Consider the following 23,094-nt stretch of genomic DNA (forward strand, 5'->3'; position numbering starts at 1 on the left):
GTTATGTAGCGCGCAGAGCCATCTCGCTGCTCGACACCGCATGTTTTAGGGTCGCCGGAACGAAATCTTGCATCGGAACATCCACCTCGGCGATCAAAAGCGTACCCAGGCGCCGTCCTTGGACCAAATCCGAGACAGGACCCAGGTATGCGCTCAGGAAGAGCTGCCGGCCGTCCGGCCCGCCAAGCGTGCAGGAAACCCCCCGTCCTTCAACTCGATACCGATGAGTGATCTTTCCTCCGTGCAGCACCCTTACGAACTCGCCAGTATTGAAGCAGGCGACCCAGATTGCGCCCTCGGCATCGGCGCAGATCCCATCCGGCTCGCGGCCTGGCATGTCGGCGAACAGCCTGCGGTTGCTTAGCCGCCCTTCATCATCGATATCGAAGGCCGTAACCCGTCCGGCCCAGGTCTCAGCGACCACGAGGGTCCGGCCGTTGTCGATCACCACCGACCCGTTGGGAAATTCGACGCCCGTGGCGACTTCAGTTATTGATCCGTCGGGATCAACGCGATGCAGCGAAGTGGCTTTTCGCGGCTCGCCGGCGTCGTAGTCGTAGCCGAAGTTGCCGACATATATTCGTCCCATTGGATCGACGGCGAAGTCGTTCACGTCGCCGGTCGCATGGCTGCTGAGGTCAGCATACTCGGTTGTGTGCCCTTCCTTCAGTCTGAGCAGGCGACGGTCTTTGGACGAAACTATGATCAGCGATCCGTCGGGCAGAAAGCCGAGTCCGGAGGGCCTTTGCGGAACTTCGCACACAACCCTGCGGCTGGTATCGGCGGCGATGGCGTAGACCCGATGATCGAAGACGTCCGACACCCAGAGCTCACCCTCACGCCACTTAGGCCCCTCAAGAAAGATGAAGTCGTCAGTAAAGTGCTGCGCCTTCAACGTCGTCATCAGACACCTCCTCAGCTGCCTTGTGCGAACGTCGCATGTGTTGCCCGGACCCTCATCGGCTCCCCGGCCTATTTTCTGCGGTCGCGGCTCTACGGGGCGCCTTGAACGCCCACGGCCGTGCTACCAGCCGCCATCCACCTGTATGTTCTGGCCGCTGATGAGATCAGCGCGTGGCGAAGCCAGAAAGACGGCGAGGTTGGCGATGTCGGCTGGTTCGATGCGCCGCTTGACGCTTTGGCGCTCGAGGATCCAGTTGTGGTATTCCTCTTGCCGGTCACCGTAGTGCCGGAACTCTGCCTCGGACATCACCGCGCCAGGCGATATGCCGTTGACGGTAATGCCAAACGATCCAAGCTCGCGCGCGAAGCCCTTGATCAGCCCGAGCATCGCCCCCTTAGAGGCGATATAAGGCACGAAGCCGTCCCAATGGCCGGTCAGCGTCATTGACGTGAGGTTGATGATTCTGCCTTGGCGGCGCTCCTTCATGTGGGTGCTGACCACACGGCTCAGGACGAACGCCGCGCTGGAGTTGATGCGCAACTCCTGCTCGTATTCTTCGATGCTGAATGCGTCGTAGGGACGATTGTGCACATACGCGGCATTGTTGACCAGGATGTCGACCCCACCGACTTCCTTGACCAACTCGGTCACTGCCGCTTGCGTACCAACAAGGTCCTCAAGGTCGCAGCCGAAATAGCGAATGCCGGGAGCGATTGCCGCGAGCGTCGCAACGGCACCTTCCGCGTCTGGCCGGTCAAGGGCAATGACGCTCGCACCTTGTTCGGCATAGCTCTTCACCAGAGCCCGCCCAATAGTACCGAGCGCTCCGGTAATCAGCGCCGTCTTTCCCGACAATTCCGTCAAAGTTGTCCTCCCACCTACGCCGTTTGGCTCTTTGTCTGCAGCCGCTTTCGGTCCGGACGGACCTAGGCCTGGCGGCACCATCTACTCGTTGTGTGCGAGCTGTGATGTTCTTTGCCCTGGCCACGCGTTCGCCTGTCGGAGGACGATCGTCCTCTGCGGCGTGCTTATAACCAGACTAGCCCCATGCCAGGGGAGGCGCTACTTGACACACGGCAAAAGATTTTTGCGGCAGAAGCAAAGATAAGGGCCGATTAGAGTCTCGACCTACCGGGGTTGGACCGGTATCCAAGCTCGTCAGCGATCCATGTGCGCCGAACAATCATTTCCGGCTTTTGCGTCCGCAGAACAAATGGTGAGTTCTGGAAGACGACGGCTGAAGCGCAGAGTCGACGGAGTTGTAAGATGAAGAACTACCGACAGCTCTATATCGGCGGCAGCTGGGTGGAACCGTCTGCTGGCGGCGAGAGGGTGGTGATCGACCCCTTTACTGAAGAGGCCTTTGCCACGATCAGTACCGGTGGTGGCGTCGAGGATGCCAACAGGGCCGTTGCAGCCGCTCGGGGCGCATTCGCGAGCTTCTCACGCACCAGTGTTCAGGAGCGGATCGCGCTGATCGACCGGATTATTGCCGCCTACGAGGCGCGGCAAGACGAGATTGCTGAGATTATGGCCCAGGAGGTGGGCATCCCAATCAGCATGCGTGCCCAAACGGTGGGGCCGGTCGGCCACATGAAAGTCGCCCGTGACTTGCTTGAGCAGTATCACTTCGAGACACGGCTGGCGGACACCATCGTCCGACGCGAGCCGATCGGTGTTTGTGCGCTCATTTCGCCTTGGAACTGGCCAGTCCAAACGCCCGTCATCAAGCTCATCTATGGGCTGGCGGCTGGCTGCACGATGGTGCTCAAGCCCAGCGACGCCTCACCGTTGAGTGCAATTGTCCTGACCGAGGTCCTCGATCAGGCTGGTACACCTCCCGGTGTATTCAACTTGGTGATCGGCCGCGGCAGGGTGGTGGGGGAGGCGCTGGCTTCGCATCCGGATGTCGACATGGTGTCCTTCACCGGCTCTACGGGTGCCGGAATAAAGGTCGGTGAGGCTGCGGCGCGAACCGTGAAGCGCGTTTCGCTGGAGTTGGGCGGCAAGTCGGCCAACATTGTGCTCAAGGACGCCGATCTTGAAAAAGCAGCGCGTTGGAACATCCAACGTTGCTTCACCAACGCAGGCCAGTCCTGTCACGCCCCGACGCGCATGCTCATCCACGAGGGTCAAATCGAAGCGGTGGTGCCGTACCTCGTCGATGAGGTGAACAAGTACCGGCTGGGCGATCCCCGTGTAGCCGAAACCACAATGGGGCCGCTGGTCAACGCCGCCCAGTTCGAGAGCGTGCAACGGTACATTCAAGCCGGGCTGGACGAAGGTGCGCGGCTTGTCGCAGGGGGGCTTGGACGACCTGCTGGACTCAACCGAGGGTATTTCACGCAGCCTACGGTGTTTGTGGACGTCGATCCTCAGATGACGATCGCGCGAGAGGAGATCTTCGGCCCGGTCCTTGCCGTCATACCTTATTCGAGTGAGGAACAGGCACTTGAGATCGCAAACAATTCGGTCTTTGGACTCGGTGGCTATGTCTTCAGCGGCGACCGCACTCGTGGCTATGAATTTGCCAGCGGCCTGCGTGCCGGCAGGATCAGCTTCAACGGCGCTAACACCAACTCTTACGCACCGATGGGTGGCTACAAGCAGTCCGGAATCGGGCGGTCAATGGGTGTATTCGGTCTCGAGGAATACTTGGAGATCAAGTCGGTCTTTGGGTTCGAAGATGAAGCAGGCCTGCTGCCGGAGCTCGCCTACTGAAGGTGCCGGGATGGCGCGGAGCAGCCGCAGTAGGCAGGCTATGGGGGGCACACGGTGCCGCCGTTGAGGGTACAGGCCATGAAGGCCGCAACCAAGATAGTTGACGACTTCGCAGGCGGTCGGTCGGATGCTTACGCCTCGCGCTTTGCCACAAACGCCACGATTGTTGCGCCCGAGTGCAACTACGTCCCGTCAACCCCGCACCAGTATTTGGGGCTGGTCCACAGCGGGGGCAACCGCGACCGACTGTTGCCGGTGGTCGAGTTCGGGGCGACACACCAGCACGTGGCGTTGGTCCAACACATAGCAATAGTGACGCAGCGCCTGGTCATGAAGACTTGGTCAGTTGCAGGGCTCGAACCAACTTACGTGACGAGCACGATTGTGCTCCACAAGGTGGCCGGCGACTGGGTCGCCATCCACGAGCATCGCTCTTAGGTACAGCAGCGGCGTAGTTGGTGGGCGTCGGATTGAGTTAGGGCCGGCGTTGATCCCCCGGCCGACGACTATTCAACCAAAGCGTCTTCGCAAATGGGCTCCCCTCGGAGCGCCGCCCGACTTCAGACCCGTGCGGTCGACTGCAGGATTGTCCTGGTGGTCATATAGGAGTCGAGGCTCCAGGGCCCTCCCTCCCGACCGACGCCGCTATCCCTGACACCGCCAAACGGCGTGTCCGGGTCCGGGGCGCCGAAGTGGTTGATGGACAGTACACCCACGTCCAGCTCGCGGCTCAGCCGCTCCGCATCCTCGAGGCTGTTGGTGAAGCCAAAAGATGCCAGCCCGACAGGCAGACTGTTGGCGATAGCAAGCGCCTCGTCCAAAGTCGCAAACGGCACGCAAGCTCCAACCGGACCGAATGGCTCCTCGATCATTATCGCGGCGTCGAGAGGAATGTCAGTGAGCAGGGTAGGGGCGAAGAAGTAGCCACGGTCGCCGACCCTGTTGCCACCGACGGCAACCCGACCACCGCGTGCTACGGCGTCATCGACGAGGTGTTGCATTGCGTCGAGACGGCGGGCGCTTGTAACCGGGCCGAGTTCGGCGGCGGGGTCGAGGCCATCGGACACGCGGACCGATCGTGCCTCTTGGGCGTAAGCGGCGACAAAGTCCTCGTAGATGCTCTGGTGCACCAGGAACCGACCAGGCGCAGCGCACCACTGCGCATTGATCCGGATCTTGCTACGCACGGCCCTTCGCGCGACTTCAGAAGGGTTCACGCCTTCGCACACGATGACCGGCGCATGTCCGCCCAACTCCATCAGCACGGGCTTCATAGCGGCGCCCGCCATCTCCGATAGCTGTTTGCCCACCCGCACCGAACCGGTGAGCGTAACCAGCCGGGAAATCGGGGAAGCGATCAGAACGGGAGAGATCTCCGCAGACTTACCGAACACCAGATTGAGCACGCCGGGTGGTAGCCCAGCTTCCTCGAAGCACTCGGTCATGATCACTGCAGCGGTTGGCGTTTCGCCCGCAGGCTTGATGATGATGGAGCACCCGGAGCACAACGCTCCGCTGATCTTGCGTGATGGGGCGCTGAGCGGCACGTTCCAAGGCGTAAACGCGACCACCGGCCCTATCGGTTGCCGCAGGATCATCTTCTGCATCTGGGCCTCACCAGGAACAATCACGCCGTAGGCGCGAAGGGCCTGGGCCATGTCCCAGTCGAAAAAACTTGCTGATCGTTCGACTTCAATACGAGCATCCGCAATCAGCTTGCCGTTCTCACGCGTGATGGCCTGGGCGATTTCCTCGAGGCGGGCGCGCACGAGGGCGACTGCCCTCGCAATAATGATGTTTCGCTGCTGCGGCGGTGTGTCTCGCCACACGCGAAAGCCACGATCCGCGGCGCCAAGGGCCCGGTCGACGTCATCCGTAGTTGCGCCGGGTACGACAGCGATCAACTTCTCGGTCGCTGGGTTCCGCACCTCACACGCGCTGGGGCGATCGAAAATCCACTCGCCGTCTATGTAGAGGCCAATCCGGCCCGCGCTCTTGATTCCCATTGCCATTGGCACTTTCTCCTAAGGACAGCCCAAGTTGGATCTTCAGCTGGCAATCGAACGCCGAGGCAACCGATCCTCGAGGACGAGGTCGACAGCTTTGGTGCCGATCATGATCGTGGGGGCATTTGTGTTGCCGGAGGTCAGATGCGGCATGATCGAAGCGTCGACGATGCGAAGACGTTCGACGCCGCGAACACGGAGCCGATCATCGACCACCGCCATTGGATCACTGCCCATCTTGCAGGTACCGACCTGGTGATGGGCCGAGTTGCCGGTCGCCTGCATGTACTGATAAAGCTGCTCATCGGTCCGTAGCGAAGGGCCCGGGACCTCCTCCGCAGTCACGCGCGAGGCGATCGGCTCGCTCGACATGATCTCCCGTACTTTGCGAATGCCGGCAATGACTGCCCGAACATCATCCGCGTCGGTCAGGAAATTCGGCGTGTATCGCCCCGGATCCGAGGGGTTAGCTGACCGAAGCGTCACCGTCCCCGTTGTCCGCGGGCGGAGTTGATAGATCGAAACGCCAAGTCCTGGGTGACGGTCCACCGCGACGGTGCCGTCGGGGAAGTACTTGAAGGACATGGGCCGGAAGCTGATCTGCAGGTCCGCGTATTCTTCTTCGGGCCGACTTTTGACGAAGGCCGCAACCTGTGATGAACCGAGCGCGAGATAGCTGTGTCCCGTCAGAAGGTAGCGGAAGCCCTCCCAATACTTGCGCAGTCCGGACAGGTTGGCGTTGTACGAACTGTCGGGCGTCGAGCGATACCCCGTATGGATGTAGAAGTGATCCTGCAGATTCTGGCCGACGCCGGGACTCTCATGCACCAGATCGATCCCGTGCTGCTTGAGTTCGGCCGCCGACCCTACGCCCGAGAGCATCAAAATCTGTGGTGATTTGAGCGAACCTGCAGAGAGGATTACCTCGCGCGCAGCGTGAATCGTCTCTCGGCGTCCGTCCCTGACAATTTCTATGCCGGTCGCCACGCGTCCGTTGAACAGGACGCGCTGCACCTCACATTTCGTCTGCACGGTGAGATTTGGCCGGTTGAGGACAGGTTCGACGAAGGCCTTGTAGGCGGAGTGCCTGCGGCCTTTGTCGATATTATGCTGGATGAACCCGACGCCGTCGTGGACGGCCCCGTTCATGTCCTCAGTGAACGGAATCCCGGTCTTCGTTGCGGCGGAGATGAAATCGAAGCTGCTGTTCTGTTTGATGACCGGATCCGTGATGTGCAGCGGGCCGTAGCTGCCCCGGTACTGGTCGTCTCCCCCCTCATAACGCTCCATCTTGCGGAAATAGGGCAGGACGTCGTCATATCCCCATCCGGAGTTGCCGAGCCTTGCCCAGCTATCGAAGTCGTTGCGATGGCCTCGGATGAAAATCATTCCGTTGAGGCTGCTTGATCCTCCGAGCATCTTGCCGCGTGGCCAGTACATCCGGCGATCGTGCAGCTTCGCCATGGGCTCGGTGTAGAAGTTCCAGTTCACCTCTCGGTCAAAGTAGAGCATGGCCATGCCGGCAGGCGTGTTCACCCAGAAGCGGTCTGAGGAGGGGCCCGCCTCGATCAGCAGGACGCGATTCTGGGGATCGTCGGACAGGCCCCGTGCGAGCGGGCTGCCCGCCGAGCCGGCCCCCACGATAATGTAGTCGTAGACGGCCACGCGACGTTCCTCTTGCATGAGACGCCTCAGTTCCGCCGCGTCTGGGCGTCTCGCACCAAGGCCGCCAGACGGAAGAAGATGTGAACCATCTTGGTGTACGGCAGGGTCAGAAACAGGGCGAGCACCGAACCTAGATGGGTGGTCAGTATTGGCCGGACCAACGGCGTGCCGGTCGTCCAGTAGAGCGCCAAGCCGGTCGCGCCAGCCAGGGTCAGCAACACCACGAAAGCCATTTCCGCGCCCCAGGCAGCGGGAGCACCTAATGCCTTATCGGCCCGCGTCTTCAGGGCGATCAGGGCTATGCCGCCCAGCGTCAGGAGAATGCCACCAGGGACGCCGAACAGCTTGGGAAGGGAGAGCGGCCCGTATGGCGCCTCGAGGCCGAAACCATAGTGTAGCAGCGTGCCGGAGGCTGTTGAAGCAAAGCACAGCAGGAACCCGTACATCACCGCCTGATGGGCATAGCGCCGGGCCTGGGTAAAGCGGTCTTCCTGTTCGTAGTTGCAGCCGTCGGCAGCTCCGCCGGAAAGGTTCTTCAGCTTGGCGGCGTCGACGAATGCCTGGCGAAGGTCGGCGAGCCGGACCCTCTCACCGCCGACATGACGCCAGTAGCGCCAGAGGCCTGCGGCTACGATGCCGGCCGGCAGGAAGGTGGCGCCGGTGAAGATGCTGGCCATGACCGCATGGGAGATCACAGCATAGAAGCCGACGCCCCCTTCAGGGCGAATGGCATAAGCAACTGCGAAGATGATGCTAAGTGCGGTTAGCAGAGCGGCGGCCAGGACGACACCATTCTTCTGGAAGAGATGTGCAACCCGGCTGGGAAATATGAAATTCTCCCAGCTTTCGACGCGCACTTCGGCCAGCGCCTGCGGCAGGTTGATCTTGAACTCATGCGGTTCAGTGTACTGGCAGGCGTAGAAGCACCCGCGGCAGTTGTGGCAGAGGTTGGCCAGCTGTGTGATCTCGCCGTCTGCGAAGGCGCGGTGCAGGGTCATCGCAGGGAACACTGAGCAGTAGCCCTCGCAATAGCGGCACGCGTTGCAGATCTCGAGCTGCCGTCGTGCTTCGGCGGTGGCGTCGCTGCTGCCCATGAGAACCCGGAGGTCCGTTTCTTCGAAGGTTTCATCAGTTGACATAGGCGGCGGCCTCCTTGCCGGCAGTGCGTCCGAACACGGTTCCAATGGTCATGCCGAAGCCGGCCAGATATCCCTCACCCAGGATCGAGCCCGCCATGATCTCGCCGGCAGCCCAGACGTTGCGGTAGAGACCGTTGACCCCGGTGACACGGGACGTGTCGTCGACCTTGAGACCGAGGTAAGTGAAGGTGACGCCTGGGCGTAGCGCATAGCCGTAGTACGGCGGAGCATCGAGCGGTCGCGCCCAGTTGGTCTTTGGTGGCGAGAGTCCTTCGGTAGCGACGCCATCCAACTCGGTGGGGTGGAACGTGCCTGGTCGGCAGGCCGAGTTGAACTCCGTGACGGTGCGCTCTACCGCAGACCGCGGCAGCCCCAGTTCGTCGGCTAGTTCTCCGATGGTGTTCGCCGAGACTGCCGGGAAGACAGATGGCATGAAGAGATCGGTGCTCTTGCTATCGATGAGTGCGAAAGCCACCTGATCGGGCTGAGCGGCAACAAGGCGGCCCCAGATCGCATAACGCTTGGGCCAGACATCCTCGCCCTCATTGTAGAACCGCTCTCCACCGTTGTTCACCACAACGGAGAACGGCACACAGTCGAGCCGCGTGACGATGCCGCCGTCGTATTTAGGTGCTCGACCGTCGATGGCGACCGCATGGCACTGGGTGGGATCGCCAACGGTCTCGGCACCGGCATCGATCATGTAGCGCAGCACTTCCCCGCGATTGTACGGGGTGCCGCGAATGAGGAAGTTGCGGGCTGCCGGCCCCCATGCTCGTGCGAGCCACTCGAGATCGGCCTGGAATCCGCCCGATGCAAGCACCACCGATTTCCCTCGGATCTCGGTCTCAGTCTCGCCGATGACCACGCGTACAGCTTCGAACGTGTCCTGGCTGATGATAATTTGTGTGACCTTGGCCTCGTAAACTATGGTCGCGCCGAGTTCTGCCGCCGTGTTGTAGTACGCATTGACCAAGGCCTTCCCGCCGCCGAGGAAGAAGGCGTTGGTGCGAGACAGAGACAGTGTGCCGGACAGGGAAGGCTGAAACACCACTCCGTGCTTCTGCATCCACGGCAGACAGCTCTCGGAAGTTCGAATCGCGAGGCGGGCGAGATGCTCGTCGGTCTTGCCCTTGGTTACGAGCATTAGATCGTTGAGGTATTCGTCTTCCTCGTACTTGCCTGTCAGGACCGACATCGGCCCCCGATGCATGCAGCGGAAGTTGCGTGTATGTCGCGAGTTGCCGCCCCGATAGGGTTTGGGTGCCCCCTCAAGCAGGAGAACTCGCGCGCCTGTCTCAGCGGCCTCGATCGTGGCGCAGAGTGCGGCATTGCCTCCTCCAACCACGATCACGTCCCAGTTAGTACCGGTCAGATCCTCGGCCATCCCTTCCCCATTGCCCGTTCGGGTCTCTTTGCATTCGTTTGTATACAATGGTATGCAGATATTGGCAACGGTGGATATCGTGTGGCTCGCTCGACTCGGGAGTTCCCCTCGCTCAGCAGCATCGCTACCGCTGGCTGGCGCAGGCCTTGAATGGACTGGGAGGCAACCACGGCATGGCGGAAACAGCGGCGCGTACCATGCTGGCACACAGCGCCTATCACGCCATCCTCGAGTTCATCCGCGATGGTGTTTACGCGCCAGGCGAGCCCATCCGGGAAGAGGAAGTTGCCAAGCGACTTGGAATGAGCCGAACCCCGGTGCGCGAGGCCATGGGGCGACTGCAGGAAAAAGGACTTCTGCAGGCGGCGCAGGGCAGGGGCCTTGCCGTTTCGACACTCAGCATGGAGCAACTTTTCGAGCTCTATGCGATGCGTGGCGAACTTGAGGCGCTGGTTGCCCGGTTCGCAGCCCAACATGCGACAAGTTATGAGATCGCCAATCTACGCAACCTCAACGAGCAGTTTGCGATTTCCCAGCTAGCCCGTGAGGCTGCAAGGCGCAACCGATCCTTCCATGCCGCGCTCTACGACGCGGCGCGCAACCGCTATCTCCGCGCCGCTGTGGAGGACCTGCACGAAACGATCGCGCTGTTGCCCACCACGACGTTCACCGACCAGGCGCGCCTTCCCAAGGCTGTTGAAGAGCATGTGGCGCTGATAGAAGCCATTGCGGCGCGGAACGCCGACGTCGCTGCCGAGCTGGCGCGGCGGCACATAGCGGAGTCCCTGACTGTGCGGCTCAAGCTGATTCACGACCGAAGCAAATAGGCGCCTCGGACGGATATGGACCTGCCGCGGCCCACGACCTCAGACGCCATTGTTGCGTCTCACGCCATAATATTTCGCGCCGTCAGGCATACCCCTCCCCATCTCGTGTCACTACGCTCAGACCCAGAAAAAAAGGGATGGGCGTGGCCGGCATGGGAAGGCCGCCGCGCATGGAGGCCGCTTTCAATGGACACAATGGTTCTCACAAATGAACAGGCGGACCGGTCGGGTGTGACCGAAGCCGGGCACGTCGAGAACTGGCTAGCCGGTTTCGAGCACGCGATGCGGAGCTGCGACGGGGACGCTCTCTCCGCACTTTTTGTGGACGAGTGCCATTGGCGAGACTTGGTAGCGTTCACCTGGTCGGTCCGGCAGTTCCTTGGCAAGTCAGCCATCGTGGAACATCTGCTTGCACGACAACCCGAAATCAAGGCGGGCAATTTCAGGATTGCGGAGACCAGGACGCCGCCCAGGCGTGCCAGCAGAGCTGGTATGGAGGTCATTGAAGCGATCTTCAGTTTCGAGACCGACAAGGGGCGCGCATCCGGTCTACTGAGACTCCCAGTGGCGGAACCGCAAAAGGCCTGGGTCTTGCTGACTACGCTGGATGAGCTGAAAGGCTTTGAGGAGCCAATCAGGAAACGGCGCCGCACCGGGTCTGGCTACACGAGAAACTTTGCCGCCAACAACTGGACTGACGACCGGCGCGAAGAGCAGGCCTACGAAGGCCGCGAACCGACGGTCGTGGTGGTTGGTGCTGGACAGGCAGGACTGACGGTATCGGCAAACCTGCGGCTGCTCGGCGTCGATACGCTCATCGTTGAGAGGACCGACAATGTCGGTGATGTCTGGCGCAACAGATATCACGCGCTGAATCTGCATAACGAGACGCCGCGCAATCACCTTCCTTACATCCCGTTTCCGCCCAACTGGCCGAGCTTTCTCTCCAAGGACATGATCGGCCTGTGGTTTGAGACCTATGCGAAAGCTATGGAGCTCAACGTCTGGACCGGCACCGAGCTTGTCGGCGGTCACTACGATGACGAAGAGGGCGTGTGGCACGCAACGGTTCGCCGCAAGGACGGCAGCGAGCGGATGCTAAAGCCGCGTCACCTGATCTTCGCCAACGGCGTCAATGGCATCCCACGCTATTCAAAGTTCCCCGGCATCGACGACTTCAAGGGCACAGTTCTCCACACGCACCACTACGACGACGGCGCGAAGTGGAAGGGCAAGCGGGCCCTGGTGATCGGCACTGGTGCGAGCGGACACGATGTGGCCCAGGATCTTCACAGCCGCGGAGCTACTGTGTCGCTGATCCAGCGTGGATCAACAATTGTGACGAGCTTGGAAGCGGCGCACATCAACCACGCGCTCTATCAGGAGGATTTTCCTCTCGAGGACAGCGACATCATCGCCGCTGCAAACACCTATCCGCTGCTGATCAAGACCTATCAGGGCAACGTCCGGAAAATGGTCGAACTGGACAAAAAGCTGCACGCCGGGCTGACGGCTCGTGGCTTCAAGCATGACCAGGGTGAAGATGGGACGGGCCACCAGATGAGACTTCGCCGCCGCGGCGGCGGATACTATCTGAACGTTGGGTGTTCAGACCTCATCATCGAGGGCGCGATCGGTCTGCTGCAGTACGATGACATTGAACGGTTCGTCGAAGAGGGTGCCCTGATGAAAGATGGTCGCATCGAAAAGGCCGACCTGATCGTGACGGCCACCGGGTACCATTCGCCTCAGGAATTGGTGCGCAGGCTGCTTGGCGACGACATCGCAGATCGGGTTGGACCGATCTGGGGCATCGCTGAGGACGGCGAGATGAACAACATGTACCGGCCGACGCCGCAGAAGGGGCTGTGGTTCATGGGTGGCGGCCTCGCACAGTGTCGCATCAACTCCAAGCCTCTGGCTTTGCAGATCAAGGCCCGCGAGGAAGGCCTCGTCGCCGACTAACCACGGCGCGGTGCCTTATCGTCTCGGCCACTCGCACGACAAGCGCGAAAGAGAAGCGCGACAGGGGGATGTATGCTCGACTTCAAGGGAAAGGTTGCCTTCGTCACCGGAGCCGGATCGGTTGGTGATGGTTGGGGAAATGGCAAGGCGATCGCCGTCCTTCTTGCCCGGCAAGGGGCCAGCGTTTTTGGCGTGGATATCAGTGCTGATGCCCTAAAAGGGACAGCTGACGTTATGGCCGGCGAAGGCCACGTGAACTGGGCATCGCGGCTCTGCGACATGACCAACAGCGGCGACGTACAGGGGGCAGTCGAGGACTGCCTTGCCCGCTTCGGCCGCATCGACATCCTGGTCAACAATGTTGGCGGTAGTGCTCCGGGCGATCCGGTCTCGATGACCGAGGAGGCCTGGGACAAACAGCTCAACCTGAACCTCAAGACCGCATTCATGGGTTGTAAGCACGTTCTACCGGTGATGGAACGTCAGTTCGAGGCCGACGGTGTGGGCGGGTCGATCGTCAACATGGCGAGCGTGGCCGGCTTAAGTTCTGCGGTGGGTGGCCGCGTGCACGTCGCGTACGCGACGGCAAAGGCCGGCATCATCGCGTTCACGCGCTCGACGGCCATCGCGTACGTGAGAAAGGGTATCCGCGTGAATGTCGTCATTCCGGGGACGATGCACACTCCACTCGTCGAAAATCGTTTGATCAAACAACTCGGTGTTGACGATCCGGCAGCGTTCATCGCCAAGCGCAATGCGAGCGTACCGATGGGGCGCATGGGAGACGCCTGGGACATCGCAAACGCTACGGTCTTTCTTGCCAGCGACGAGGCGAAGTACATAACGGCCACTCATCTCATCGTCGACGGCGGATTGACGGCGGCGCGATAGGCTCAGCAATCCTAGGCAGTACCAAAGCGATGCCCAGACTTTCCCTTCCATCAGGTGATGCGATGACGGACGATCAACGCACCGCCGTCGCCGAGGTCGTTGCTGGCCCCCGCGGCAAGGTTCCCTCGCCGATGGTCGCCTGGTTGAGGAACCCGGAACTGGCGAGGCGCGGGCAACGACTGGGTGAAGTTCTGCGATACGACACGACATTGGATCGCGCCGAAGTCGAGCTCGCTACCCTGGTTGCCGCCAGGCACTTTACCGCTCACCAAGTGTGGACCTCACACAAGCGGTACGGCCTCGAAGCTGGTCTCGACGAGAGCATGGTTGCCGCGATCGCTGCTCGATCGGTTCCGAGCTTTGACGAGGATCGTCTACGGATCGTGTTCGAGGTCGCCAACCTTCTCCTCAACGATCATCGCCTTCCAGCTGTAGTCTATGCTCGGGCTGTTCAGGTGCTGGGGGAACGGGGGGTGGTCGAACTGGTCGCGATCGTCGGCTACTATTGTTTCGTGGCTCTGACTGTTAACGCCTTCGAGCTGGGGTTGCCGACAAACAATGCTCCGGAACTGGCAGATCCGGACTTTGCCCACCAATGAGTGGATCGGGCCAGAGAACGCATATCGCGGTCCGGCCAGACTGGCTGGCAAAGACTACTGAGGCCGCGCTGGATCCCGGCCAGCCCATTGTCGATGCCCATCATCATTTGTTCGATCGGCCGGGTTGGCGCTACCTGTTTGAAGACCTACTCAGCGATCTCGACACCGCTCACGATATTCGTGCCACGGTATACGTTCAGGGGCGTGCGATGCTGCGCACCGATGGGCCCGAAGAAATGCGGGCAGTTGGTGAAACCGAGTTTGCCAATGGTGTAGCGGCAATGTCGGTCAGCGGACGATATGGTTCGGTGCGGGTCGCCGCCGGTATCGTTGGGTTTGCCGACCTGAGGTTGGGCGATGCTGCGCGCCCGATCCTCGAGGCGCATCTTGCCGCCGCCGGCGGAGCGGCAGGACGCTTCCGCGGTGTGCGCCATATTGCATTCTGGGACGCCGACCCGCTGCTGGTCAACGCCGCTTACCAGCCGACGGAAGACATGCTCGACAGCGCCGACTTCCGCGCTGGTTTCGCCCAGCTCGCACCGCTGGGTCTGAGTTTTGATGCCTGGCTCCTGTTTCACCAGCTTCGGAGGCTGGCCCGTCTGGCGAGGGACTTTCCAGAGACGCGCATCGTGGTCGATCACTACGGCGGGATCGCCGGGATCGGCAACTACGCGGGCAAGCGGGAAGAGGTCTTCCGTCTCTGGTCGAGGGGTATTCGCGAACTTGCGCAATGTCCCAATGTGATGGTCAAGCTAGGCGGGCTGGGCACCAGTCTCGCGGGACTTGATTTTGATAAGCTGCCGGCGGCACCAAACTCGACGCTTCTCGCCGACGCGTGGCGTCCATACTTTGAAACCGTCGTCGATGCTTTCGGGACTTCGCGCTGTATGTTCGAGAGCAACTTCCCTATGGACAAGGGCAGTTACGCCTACAACATCGGTTGGAACGCCATGAAGCGACTGGCAGGAGCGCTGGACGCGAGCCAGAAAGACGACCTGTTCTGGCGCTCGGCAAATGACTTCTATCGTCTGAAGCTCAATCTTGATCGGTCAGTGGACGAGCCTCCCCCAGGCGGGGCCGGCCGATGACGCAATCCGACGGCTGGGGCCAGATTGTCGGCGCATATGAGCATCCCGCGCGTCTGGCACCAGACAAGACGGTAGCGCAGCTGCATGCCGAGGCCGCCGACGGTGCCCTGGCGGACGCAGGCCTGACGCGAGCCGAGGTTGATGGCTTCTTCTGTTCCGGCGACGCGCCAGGCGGCGTATTGTCCATGGCGAACTACCTGAACCTCAAGCTGCGCTATTTCGAGTCCACGGACGTCGGTGGCAGCTCAATGGTGGCCCAGGTGGCGCAAGCTGCTGCCGCCATTTCTATGGGGTGGTGCAATGTCGCGCTCATCACCCAAGGCGGGCGACCAAAGTCGGAAGGCATCACCACTGGCACCACGAAGATCGTCAAGGACGGTTCCGCTCCCGACAACGAATGGGAACTGCCCTATCGCGTCGCCAACATCTCCAACTACGCGCTGGTTGCCGCGCGTCACTTCTATGAGTTCGGCACGACCAGCGAACAGTTGGCGTGGGTTAAGGTCGCAGCGTCCCACCATGCCCAGCACAATCCGCATGCGGTTCTGCGCAACGTCGTCACGGTCGATGAGGTACTCGCCTCACCGCTGATCTCCGATCCGCTTCACAGGCTGGACTGCTGCGTAATCACCGACGGCGGTGGCGCCGTCGTTCTCGCCCGACCCGAAATTGCGGCATCGCTCAGCCGGCCCGCCGTTCGCCTTCGTGGCGCGGGGCTTGCCCTCAAGCACCAGGAGGCCGGGTATATCGACCTCACCTATTCTGGTGCTGCGCAGTCCGGTCGGTTCGCTTTTGCGGCGGCAGGCGTGACACCAGCAGATATCCGGTATGCCTCGCTCTACGACAGCTTCACGATTACTGTGATCGTCCAACTTGAGGACCTTGGCTTCTGCGAGAAGGGCCAGGGTGGCCGCTTTGTGTCGGACGGTAACCTCATTGCCAATGTCGGGCGCCTGGCTGTTAACACTGACGGAGGCGGCCTTTGCAACAATCATCCCGCCAATCGCGGGGGGATGACGCGGATGGTTGAAGCGGTGCGTCAGCTGAGGGGGGAGGCCAATCCGCAGGTACAAGTACCTGGCTGCGACCTCGCGCTGGTTCACGGGACCGGTGGGCATCTCGCGACCCGGCACGCCAGTGCCACCCTCGTCCTCGAGCGAGAGGGCTGAGATGGGTGACAGCGCGGACGGGACGGGTTTTCACAGCCAGGTGTTCTGGGACGCAACCGCCCAGGGTCGGTTGGTATTGCCGCAATGCGTGAGCTGCGGCAGGTACCACTGGTACCCGAGGGCCGCTTGTCCATTCTGCTCGTCAACCGAGATTGAGTGGGTGTCGAGTTCGGGCACTGGCCGCATTTATGCGCATACCTTGTTCCGGCGGACCGAAACGGTGATCGCCTACGTCGAGCTCGACGAGGGGCCGCGAATGCTGACCCACATACTCACGGACGACCCAAAAGCCTTGCGCATCGGCGACATGGTCGAGGTCGCCTTCATCCCCCGCGGCGACGAACCAGAGTGCCAAGTGCCCGTGTTCCGCCCCGCGGGAACGACCCTGCGCTAGGACAGCTGACGACCCGACCGAGTTTGGCGACGCCAGTGGGCATCCAACTCCGGTTCGGTCCCGTTCTCAACCTAAGGCTCAACAAGCTCACCGACAGAAGGGCCCCGGACGGCTTGCGGGCACGACTTTCGCACGAGGCGCAAAGGTTATTTGCGCCTGTCGGTCGTACCTAGAGGGGAGGGTGGCGGGTAGGATCATCTAGTGCCATCGCAGGGAAAAGCGACTGCGGCGGCCGGGAGGGGACAGCATTCAACTCATCTGTCTTAGCGTCTGGCGAGAAGGTGCCGACGGTGGGCGTTGAAGTCGTACCGATCCTGCTTGCGGCCGGCCCAGAAGGAAATGGCTGGCTTCGCTGGAATCATGAGGAGGAAATCTATGCATCGGACCTTTTTGATGCCGCTGGTCGCCGCAATGGCGCTCGCGGGCGGGGCATCTGTTGCCCAAGACAAATTGGTGTTCGGCTACATCCCGAACAACATGGCCTTTCCATACAATGTCGCCCTGACGGACGGCTTCAAGGAAAAGGCCGCAACCAAAGGGGTCGATGTCGTTATTCTCGACTCCAAGATGAGCCTTGAGACACAGGCGAACCAGATCGACGACCTGCTGCAGCAAGGCGTTGCCGCCATCGGCTTTATGCCCAACGACTCTGTGGCTGTTCAGGCCTTGGTCGACAAGGTCGCAGCCGCCGGTATTCCGATCGCCGCTACGGCGGTGCCGGTGGGCGATCCAAACGTCAATCCGCCGGACTACGTCTATCCGGAGCTGACCGCCCTTGCGACGACCGACGACGTGGAAGGCGGTCGTGTGGCCGGTCGCTTTGCGGCCGAACAGCTTCCCAAGGATCGCGTGGTCAAGATCGCCGTCCTTGAGGGCGCACCGGGCTTCGCGGTGGTCAAGCAGCGCCAGGATGGCTTTGAGGAAGCACTCAAGGCGGCCGGCATCCAGTTCGAAATCGTGGCATCGCAGCCGACCGACTGGACACCGGAAACCGGTGAGGCGCTTTGCCAGAACATCCTCACCGCAAATCCCGATGTGGACCTTATCTACAGCCATGCCGACCAGATGGCGATTGGGTGCGCCCATGCCCTCTCTGCGCTGGGCTCGAATGCGCTGCTGATCGACTCCGCCGGTGGCTCGACAGCCGGCCTCGCCGCTGTAGCCAGCGGTGATCTCGACGGTTCGGTCTGCAACCAGCCCAAGCTGCTCGGTGAGATGACGTTTGACGTCCTCTATGAGGCTGTCACGAACAAGGCCAACGCCAAGAAGGGCCAGTTCCTAAGCTATCCGAACATCGCGGTGTCGAAAGACAACATTGACGAGTGTCCTCCCTGGTAACTTGTCGACTGGCGCCGCGAACATTCTCCAGTTGTTCGCGGCGCATCTTCACCGACGCCCGCCTTGCGGGCTTTTTTGCTTGCGCGCTGGGGTCCGCATGAGCGTTGCTCGACTGCAGGGCAGCGCGTAGCAACGGGACCGCAGCCGGTCCAACACCGACAGCCGTGAGCCTCGGCGCTGTGGCCCGTGAATCTAAGGAGCGATGCGTGGGTGTGAGTATTATTGTAGGGGGAGATTGCGGCCCGGCCTACGACCCTGACCAGACTTTCGGTCCGAGCCACTTCATTGAGCGCATCGCGCCAACGCTTAGTGCCGCCGACTTTCGGCTGGTCAATTGCATGCGAACATATTCGTCGCGCGCGCGCATCGCAGCCGACGCACCGCAAGTGTCGCAGCCCGTTCACATGGCGGACTTGTACACCGCGGCCCGCTTCGACGGCGTGACGATGGCAAACAACCATGCTTACGATAGCGGGCCGGAGGCGCTGGTTGACACAGCAGATCTGTTCCGAGGTCGCGGTATCCAGGTGACGGGAGCTGGCCGCGATCTCGCAGAAGCGACCCGACCAGTCATCCTCGAAAAGGAGGGGCTCCGTATCGCGTATTTGGGCGTCACCTCCGTAGGTAAGGACGGCAGCGCTGCCACGATTGATAAGCCTGGAATATTCAGTGTGCGCATCCGCACTGGTTACGAGCATCGCGGCGCGCATGCCCCGGTTCGTGTTCTCACCGAACCCGAGCCAGACGACCTGACCAGGCTGATCGAGACTGTCCGCACCATTCGATCGTCGGTCGATAGCTTGGTCGTCGCCTTCCATTCGGGAGTCATTCGCTTACCGCGGGTCATTTCGGATTATCAGGTGACCGTGTCGCACGCATTGATCGATGCCGGAGTTGACCTTGTGGTCTGCCATGCGCCGCATATCCCGAAGGGTGTTGAGGTCTATAGGGGCAAGGCGATCTTCTACAGCATTGGCGTTTTTGCCATGACGAAGTCTTTCCCGGCCCCCTCCTGGTTGGAGCCGGCCTGGGCACATGGTGCAGTGCGCAACCACACCGATCTGGATCCGAGCTACCCAATGATGCCCTATGGTCGGGATAGCCGCTTCGCACTCCTTGCGAGGGGCATATTCAACGAAAAGGGTGTGCAGCGAGTGTCCTTTCTGCCGATCTACTTCGACGAAGCCTATCGTCCTGAGGCTCTATCTGCGAAGGACCCACGTTTCGACGAAGTACTCAGGTATATCGAATGGGCGTCGGTCGATCTTCCGCACCGTTTCACCGTTGTGGATGATGAAGTCGTCGTAACCGGGTAGCGGTCACGGTCGAGCGGGGAGGCGCAAAACGATGGATCTCGGCCTCAAGGGAAAGGTGGCCCTTGTCACTGCTTCGAGCGGCGGTATCGGCATGAACGCCGCCCGTGCACTTGCGAATGAAGGTGCCGACATCGTGCTGTTCGCGCGGTCGGCAGAAAAGATTGCACGCATAGCCGGCTCTCTGGCTCACGAGTGCGGCGTACGCACGTTGCCAGTGACCGGTAGCATGCTCGACGCGTCTGATATCGATCGGCTCTTTTCTTCAATCGAGGAAACATTCGGTCGGCTCGACATTGCTGTCCTCAACACCGGGCGCCCGCCCTCGCCCTTGCGAGATGCGGTAAAGGAGGACGACAAGGTGCGTTGGGACCTTTCTTATGAGACACTGCTTTCGGGCGTGGTCGCCATAACGCAACGCGCCGCCCCGATGATGAGGCGCGGCAATTGGGGCAGGATGATCGCGATCACCTCCGCCTCCGTGCATCTTCCGATGCCTCACCACGCTCTTTCAACAGTGTTCCGTGCCGGTGTTGAGGCGTATATGAAGCACCTTGCCAGCGAGCTGGGACGGGACGGGATCACCGTCAACTGTGTGGCCCCCGCCCTCATAGACTCGTCCCATCGCGAGGGGACGGTGGCCTACTCTGCAGAGGAGAGTACCAAGCGCAGGGGGATGAGCGCTCTTGGACGCTTCGGGACGCACCAGGAGTTGTGCAGTGTCGTTGCATTTCTCGCTTCCGTTCCCGCTGGGTTCGTGACCGGCGAATCTTTGCGGGTGGATGGCGGCATGGTCACTTATGCACTGCATCGGTAGTGCTCTCGTCGCAAAGGAACGACCGGAGATTAGCCGGCCTGTGGAGTGCGTATCCGTTCAGCTCGGGGGGCTGGTCGGCACCGGCTCTTGATTCCGGGAGCGGAACAGATCGACGAGAAAGTCGATGAATACTCGGGTTTTGCGAGTGACACCGCGTGCGTGCGGATAGACTGCGTAGACGCCAGTTTCAACCTCGGTGGGACTAACTTCGTAGTCGGGTAAGACCCGCACCAGCCTCCCCTCCGCGAGGGCTGACCGCACGGTATATTCTTGGAGCACCACGAGTCCCAAGCCCGACAGTGCAGCTGAAACAAGGACAGGACTGGAGTTGGTTCGCAGGTTGCCGTGCACTGTCACATCGATCTGTTCGTCGTCCTTTTTGAAGCGCCAATACTCTTGGTAGATCGTGCCTTGATAGACGATGCAATTGTGCTCGGAGATGCTTTGGGGGGTACTCGGGACGCCATGCTTTTCGAGATATTCCGGACTTGCGCAGAGCATTCGTCGGCTTGGGGTCAGCGCGCGTGCAACGAGGCGAGAGTCCTCAAGGTGCCCAAGCCACACCGCTACGTCGATCTTGTTGGCGACCAGATCGAGACGTTCGTCGCTAAGGGTAACGTCAAGCACGATCCCGGGATGGCTCTCCAGAAAGGTCGGTAGCGCCGGCAGGATCACTCGGCTGGTCGACACTCGCAAACAGACGCGCAACAAACCTTTAGCTGTGGTCTGGAAAGAGGAGGCCTCCTGCTTTGCCGACCGCAGATCTGCGACCAGGCCGCGCGCTCGCTCGTAGAAATTCTCCCCCGCTTCAGTAATGGAGTTGCGGCGCGTGGTACGGTTCAGCAGCCGTACCCCCAATTCATCTTCGAGCGCTTTCACCTGCCGAGCCACCGAACTTACCGTGGAGTTCCGTCGCCGCGCGGCCGCAGAGAAGCTCCCGCATTCAATGACATCGATGAACGCTTTGATGCTGCCCAACTCGTCCATTGCACCCTCCTCATTTGTTGCGTCAGATGTAACAATCTGGACCTGCCGCTGGCAATCCACCCGCCGATCGGGCGGACAGATGCGCAATACGGCAATATGCTTTGCGTGAAGTGCAATAATAGAGGCCAACGAAGAATTGACCACCCTCCGACGCGGACTAGAATGCGTTGAAACGGCCACGCGGCAATCGTGAGGCGTTCGCCCGACGTCCGCAAAGCGGTCGCGGTACTGGAGGACATCTGAACTCAAGGTTCTCGCCCTCCTGCAATCTCAAGGGAGGGGTCGTGCTAAAACCGTTGGACGTTCTCAATCTTTATCCGTCGCATGGCGACACGCTCGCCGGCCTGCTAGCCAGCAGAACTACGCTTGATCCGGAGCGGAGGCTGCTCGCCTTTGGTGAGCGCGAGTACACTTGGCGCAGCTTCGGCCAGGAAGTCTCGCGGGTAACTGCCCTGCTCGAACGGCGCGGCGTGGTGAGGGGCGATCGCGTAGCTATCGTTGCCCCCAACAGCGATGCTCACGCCATCCTGCTGTTTGCGCTCGCTCGGGTCGGGGCCATCATGGTCCCGCTGAACCCAAGCTTCGGAGCGGCCGAGCTGACGTATATCCTGAACCACGCCGGTGTCTGTGGGGTCATTGGATCCGGAGCCACACTTATTGTTGTGCAGCAGGCGCTGGCTGAGACCGCCCTTCGTCCTTGGGTCATGCAGTTGGACGGCGCTAGCCAGGATGTAGATGACTTCTGGAGCGCTGCCTCGGGTGTTAGCGGTACACTCTCAGCCGGCGCGCCCGAGGACACCTGTCTCATCATCTACACTTCGGGCACCACCGGGCTGCCTAAAGGGGTGATGCATAGTCAGGCCAATTACGTGCGATGCGCCGAACTCGCGGCTGGCCGCACTGGGCTTCAGCCGGAGGACCGGGTGCTGATCGTGCTCCCGTTCTTTCACGTGAACGCCCTGTTCTACTCGCTGGGGTCGATCTTTGCGGCGGGCGCCGATGGGGTGGTTCTGCCACGCTTTTCCGCCAGCAACTTCTGGAACGATGTGGTTGCGACGCAGGCGACGCAGGTCAACATCATCGAAGCGATCGGCAACATCCTGCAGAAGCGGTCGCGCGACGAGTTCCGACCGGACCACAAGTTGCGGGTGGTCTACGGCGTGCGCGAGGCCTTCGCCCAGACGTTCCGTGAGGACTTCCACATCCCCAAGCTCGTCACCGGTTTTGGCATGACGGAGTGCCCGGGAGTAATCTGCAATCCACTCGATGGGCCCTTCAAGGCGGGCAGCATCGGCATCCTCGGCACCCATCCCGATAGCTCACGCCCCTGGACTGCGGCTCGGGTGACAGACGATGACGGCAAGGACGTGCCGAATGGTGAGGTCGGGGAGCTCTGGCTGAAGTCGCCAACGCTGATGCAGGGCTACTTCCGCGATCCAGAGCAAACGAGTGCCGTCTATCGGGATGGGTGGTTTACGACCGGCGACCTCGTCCGGCGCGACAGTGATGGATATTTCTTCTTCGTTTCGCGCAAGAAGGACATCATTCGCCGGCGCGGCGAGAACATCTCTGGAGCTGAGCTCGACCGTGTCATCGGCGAGCACCCCGGGGTCTATGAGGCTGCCGCCGTTGCGGTCCCGGCTGAGCTGGGCGAAGACGAGATTCTCGTCGCCGTGGTGTGCAAGACCGGTGTCGTATTGGACGCGGCAGACATTGCGGACTGGTGCAGGGAGCGTCTCGCGCCGATGAAGGTTCCACGCTTTGTCTTGTTCCTAAACGAGCTTCCGCACACCGCGACGCACAAAGTGGCTAAAGCGGCTCTGCGGGCGGACCAGACACTGCGCCAGAGGGCAACTGACTTGGAGGGCGCCTCCTAACAGGGCG

At 61.2% G+C, this 23,094-nt stretch carries 20 protein-coding genes; 13 read left to right on the forward strand and 7 right to left on the reverse strand.

From position 1 onward, the window contains the following. Window position 1: 1 nt before the first annotated feature. Together ACOYW5_RS16985 and ACOYW5_RS16990 are read right to left on the reverse strand one after the other, a co-directional pair. Window positions 2-904: an SMP-30/gluconolactonase/LRE family protein gene (locus ACOYW5_RS16985; RefSeq protein WP_423066074.1), complete on the reverse strand. Its 903-nt coding sequence runs from the start codon at window positions 902-904 to the stop codon at window positions 2-4. A gap of 120 nt (window positions 905-1,024) precedes the next feature. Then, window positions 1,025-1,768 (reverse strand): SDR family oxidoreductase, encoded by a 744-nt coding sequence (locus ACOYW5_RS16990; RefSeq protein ID WP_423066075.1) that lies wholly within the window; start codon window positions 1,766-1,768, stop codon window positions 1,025-1,027. A 402-nt stretch (window positions 1,769-2,170) separates the two neighbouring features. Here ACOYW5_RS16990 and ACOYW5_RS16995 point away from each other — a divergent pair, with 402 nt between their 5' ends. Further along, window positions 2,171-3,625, forward strand: a complete 1,455-nt coding sequence (locus ACOYW5_RS16995) for an aldehyde dehydrogenase family protein (protein WP_423066076.1) — start codon at window positions 2,171-2,173, stop codon at window positions 3,623-3,625. Window positions 3,626-3,703: 78 nt separating this feature from the next. Further along, window positions 3,704-4,063, forward strand: a complete 360-nt coding sequence (locus ACOYW5_RS17000; RefSeq protein ID WP_423066077.1) for a hypothetical protein — start codon at window positions 3,704-3,706, stop codon at window positions 4,061-4,063. A 122-nt stretch (window positions 4,064-4,185) separates the two neighbouring features. Here ACOYW5_RS17000 and ACOYW5_RS17005 read toward each other — a convergent pair whose 3' ends face one another. From ACOYW5_RS17005 to tcuA, 4 genes are read right to left on the reverse strand one after another with little or no spacing between them, the layout of a single operon-like run. Further along, window positions 4,186-5,637: an NAD-dependent succinate-semialdehyde dehydrogenase gene (locus tag ACOYW5_RS17005; protein WP_423066078.1), complete on the reverse strand. Its 1,452-nt coding sequence runs from the start codon at window positions 5,635-5,637 to the stop codon at window positions 4,186-4,188. Between the two features lie 36 nt (window positions 5,638-5,673). After that, a complete protein-coding gene (locus tag ACOYW5_RS17010) occupies window positions 5,674-7,296 on the reverse strand; it encodes a GMC family oxidoreductase (protein ID WP_423066079.1) in 1,623 nt (540 codons plus the stop codon). A 26-nt stretch (window positions 7,297-7,322) separates the two neighbouring features. Next, on the reverse strand, window positions 7,323-8,435 hold the full coding sequence (gene tcuB / locus ACOYW5_RS17015) for a tricarballylate utilization 4Fe-4S protein TcuB (protein WP_423066080.1): 1,113 nt from the start codon (window positions 8,433-8,435) through the stop codon (window positions 7,323-7,325). Next, window positions 8,425-9,822: an FAD-dependent tricarballylate dehydrogenase TcuA gene (gene tcuA / locus ACOYW5_RS17020; RefSeq protein WP_423066081.1), complete on the reverse strand. Its 1,398-nt coding sequence runs from the start codon at window positions 9,820-9,822 to the stop codon at window positions 8,425-8,427. The genes tcuB and tcuA overlap by 11 nt, the downstream gene beginning before the upstream one ends. 173 nt (window positions 9,823-9,995) lie before the next feature. On the opposite strand from tcuA, the gene ACOYW5_RS17025 reads away from it, so the two are divergent. From ACOYW5_RS17025 to ACOYW5_RS17070, 10 genes are all read left to right on the forward strand, one after another. Then, the gene (locus ACOYW5_RS17025; RefSeq protein ID WP_423066082.1) at window positions 9,996-10,649 is read left to right on the forward strand and encodes a GntR family transcriptional regulator; all 654 of its coding nucleotides are present in this window, start codon (window positions 9,996-9,998) and stop codon (window positions 10,647-10,649) included. A 186-nt stretch (window positions 10,650-10,835) separates the two neighbouring features. Next, complete coding sequence (locus ACOYW5_RS17030; protein WP_423066083.1) at window positions 10,836-12,614, forward strand: flavin-containing monooxygenase; 1,779 nt, start codon at window positions 10,836-10,838, stop codon at window positions 12,612-12,614. A gap of 72 nt (window positions 12,615-12,686) precedes the next feature. After that, window positions 12,687-13,505: an SDR family NAD(P)-dependent oxidoreductase gene (locus ACOYW5_RS17035; RefSeq protein ID WP_423066084.1), complete on the forward strand. Its 819-nt coding sequence runs from the start codon at window positions 12,687-12,689 to the stop codon at window positions 13,503-13,505. Window positions 13,506-13,567: 62 nt separating this feature from the next. Then, window positions 13,568-14,104 carry a carboxymuconolactone decarboxylase family protein gene (locus ACOYW5_RS17040; RefSeq protein ID WP_423066085.1) on the forward strand — a complete coding sequence of 179 codons (537 nt, stop codon included), beginning with the start codon at window positions 13,568-13,570 and terminating at the stop codon, window positions 14,102-14,104. After that, window positions 14,101-15,192, forward strand: a complete 1,092-nt coding sequence (locus ACOYW5_RS17045) for an amidohydrolase family protein (protein ID WP_423066086.1) — start codon at window positions 14,101-14,103, stop codon at window positions 15,190-15,192. Before ACOYW5_RS17040 ends, ACOYW5_RS17045 begins: the two co-directional genes overlap by 4 nt. After that, a complete protein-coding gene (locus tag ACOYW5_RS17050) occupies window positions 15,189-16,361 on the forward strand; it encodes a thiolase domain-containing protein (protein WP_423066087.1) in 1,173 nt (390 codons plus the stop codon). Before ACOYW5_RS17045 ends, ACOYW5_RS17050 begins: the two co-directional genes overlap by 4 nt. Before the next feature lies 1 nt (window position 16,362). Continuing rightward, window positions 16,363-16,755 (forward strand): Zn-ribbon domain-containing OB-fold protein, encoded by a 393-nt coding sequence (locus ACOYW5_RS17055; protein WP_423066088.1) that lies wholly within the window; start codon window positions 16,363-16,365, stop codon window positions 16,753-16,755. Window positions 16,756-17,148: 393 nt separating this feature from the next. Further along, the gene (locus ACOYW5_RS17060; protein ID WP_423066089.1) at window positions 17,149-18,093 is read left to right on the forward strand and encodes a sugar ABC transporter substrate-binding protein; all 945 of its coding nucleotides are present in this window, start codon (window positions 17,149-17,151) and stop codon (window positions 18,091-18,093) included. A 206-nt stretch (window positions 18,094-18,299) separates the two neighbouring features. Next, window positions 18,300-19,409: a CapA family protein gene (locus ACOYW5_RS17065; protein WP_423066090.1), complete on the forward strand. Its 1,110-nt coding sequence runs from the start codon at window positions 18,300-18,302 to the stop codon at window positions 19,407-19,409. Window positions 19,410-19,440: 31 nt separating this feature from the next. After that, window positions 19,441-20,223: an SDR family oxidoreductase gene (locus ACOYW5_RS17070; protein ID WP_423066091.1), complete on the forward strand. Its 783-nt coding sequence runs from the start codon at window positions 19,441-19,443 to the stop codon at window positions 20,221-20,223. Window positions 20,224-20,280: 57 nt separating this feature from the next. On the opposite strand, the gene ACOYW5_RS17075 is transcribed toward ACOYW5_RS17070, so the two are convergent. Then, window positions 20,281-21,210, reverse strand: a complete 930-nt coding sequence (locus ACOYW5_RS17075; protein ID WP_423066092.1) for a LysR family transcriptional regulator — start codon at window positions 21,208-21,210, stop codon at window positions 20,281-20,283. Between the two features lie 284 nt (window positions 21,211-21,494). Between ACOYW5_RS17075 and ACOYW5_RS17080 the strand changes: the two genes are divergently transcribed. Further along, a complete protein-coding gene (locus ACOYW5_RS17080; RefSeq protein ID WP_423066093.1) occupies window positions 21,495-23,087 on the forward strand; it encodes a class I adenylate-forming enzyme family protein in 1,593 nt (530 codons plus the stop codon). Window positions 23,088-23,094 lie beyond the last annotated feature (7 nt).

Origin of the sequence: Devosia sp. CN2-171 (assembly GCF_049354815.1) — a bacterium.
In the GTDB taxonomy this organism is placed as follows: domain Bacteria; phylum Pseudomonadota; class Alphaproteobacteria; order Rhizobiales; family Devosiaceae; genus Devosia_A.

What these genes read in the sequence shown, in the direction of transcription:
- ACOYW5_RS16985 (WP_423066074.1), bottom strand. Translation starts at nt 904, where the DNA reads ATGACGACGTTGAAGGCGCAGCACTTTACTGACGACTTCATCTTTCTT.
- ACOYW5_RS16995 (WP_423066076.1), top strand. Translation starts at nt 2,171, where the DNA reads ATGAAGAACTACCGACAGCTCTATATCGGCGGCAGCTGGGTGGAACCG.
- ACOYW5_RS17000 (WP_423066077.1), top strand. Translation starts at nt 3,704, where the DNA reads ATGAAGGCCGCAACCAAGATAGTTGACGACTTCGCAGGCGGTCGGTCG.
- ACOYW5_RS17005 (WP_423066078.1), bottom strand. Translation starts at nt 5,637, where the DNA reads ATGGCAATGGGAATCAAGAGCGCGGGCCGGATTGGCCTCTACATAGAC.
- tcuB (WP_423066080.1), bottom strand. Translation starts at nt 8,435, where the DNA reads ATGTCAACTGATGAAACCTTCGAAGAAACGGACCTCCGGGTTCTCATG.
- tcuA (WP_423066081.1), bottom strand. Translation starts at nt 9,822, where the DNA reads ATGGCCGAGGATCTGACCGGTACTAACTGGGACGTGATCGTGGTTGGA.
- ACOYW5_RS17025 (WP_423066082.1), top strand. Translation starts at nt 9,996, where the DNA reads ATGGCGGAAACAGCGGCGCGTACCATGCTGGCACACAGCGCCTATCAC.
- ACOYW5_RS17030 (WP_423066083.1), top strand. Translation starts at nt 10,836, where the DNA reads ATGGACACAATGGTTCTCACAAATGAACAGGCGGACCGGTCGGGTGTG.
- ACOYW5_RS17035 (WP_423066084.1), top strand. Translation starts at nt 12,687, where the DNA reads ATGCTCGACTTCAAGGGAAAGGTTGCCTTCGTCACCGGAGCCGGATCG.
- ACOYW5_RS17040 (WP_423066085.1), top strand. Translation starts at nt 13,568, where the DNA reads ATGACGGACGATCAACGCACCGCCGTCGCCGAGGTCGTTGCTGGCCCC.
- ACOYW5_RS17045 (WP_423066086.1), top strand. Translation starts at nt 14,101, where the DNA reads ATGAGTGGATCGGGCCAGAGAACGCATATCGCGGTCCGGCCAGACTGG.
- ACOYW5_RS17050 (WP_423066087.1), top strand. Translation starts at nt 15,189, where the DNA reads ATGACGCAATCCGACGGCTGGGGCCAGATTGTCGGCGCATATGAGCAT.
- ACOYW5_RS17055 (WP_423066088.1), top strand. Translation starts at nt 16,363, where the DNA reads ATGGGTGACAGCGCGGACGGGACGGGTTTTCACAGCCAGGTGTTCTGG.
- ACOYW5_RS17060 (WP_423066089.1), top strand. Translation starts at nt 17,149, where the DNA reads ATGCCGCTGGTCGCCGCAATGGCGCTCGCGGGCGGGGCATCTGTTGCC.
- ACOYW5_RS17070 (WP_423066091.1), top strand. Translation starts at nt 19,441, where the DNA reads ATGGATCTCGGCCTCAAGGGAAAGGTGGCCCTTGTCACTGCTTCGAGC.
- ACOYW5_RS17075 (WP_423066092.1), bottom strand. Translation starts at nt 21,210, where the DNA reads ATGGACGAGTTGGGCAGCATCAAAGCGTTCATCGATGTCATTGAATGC.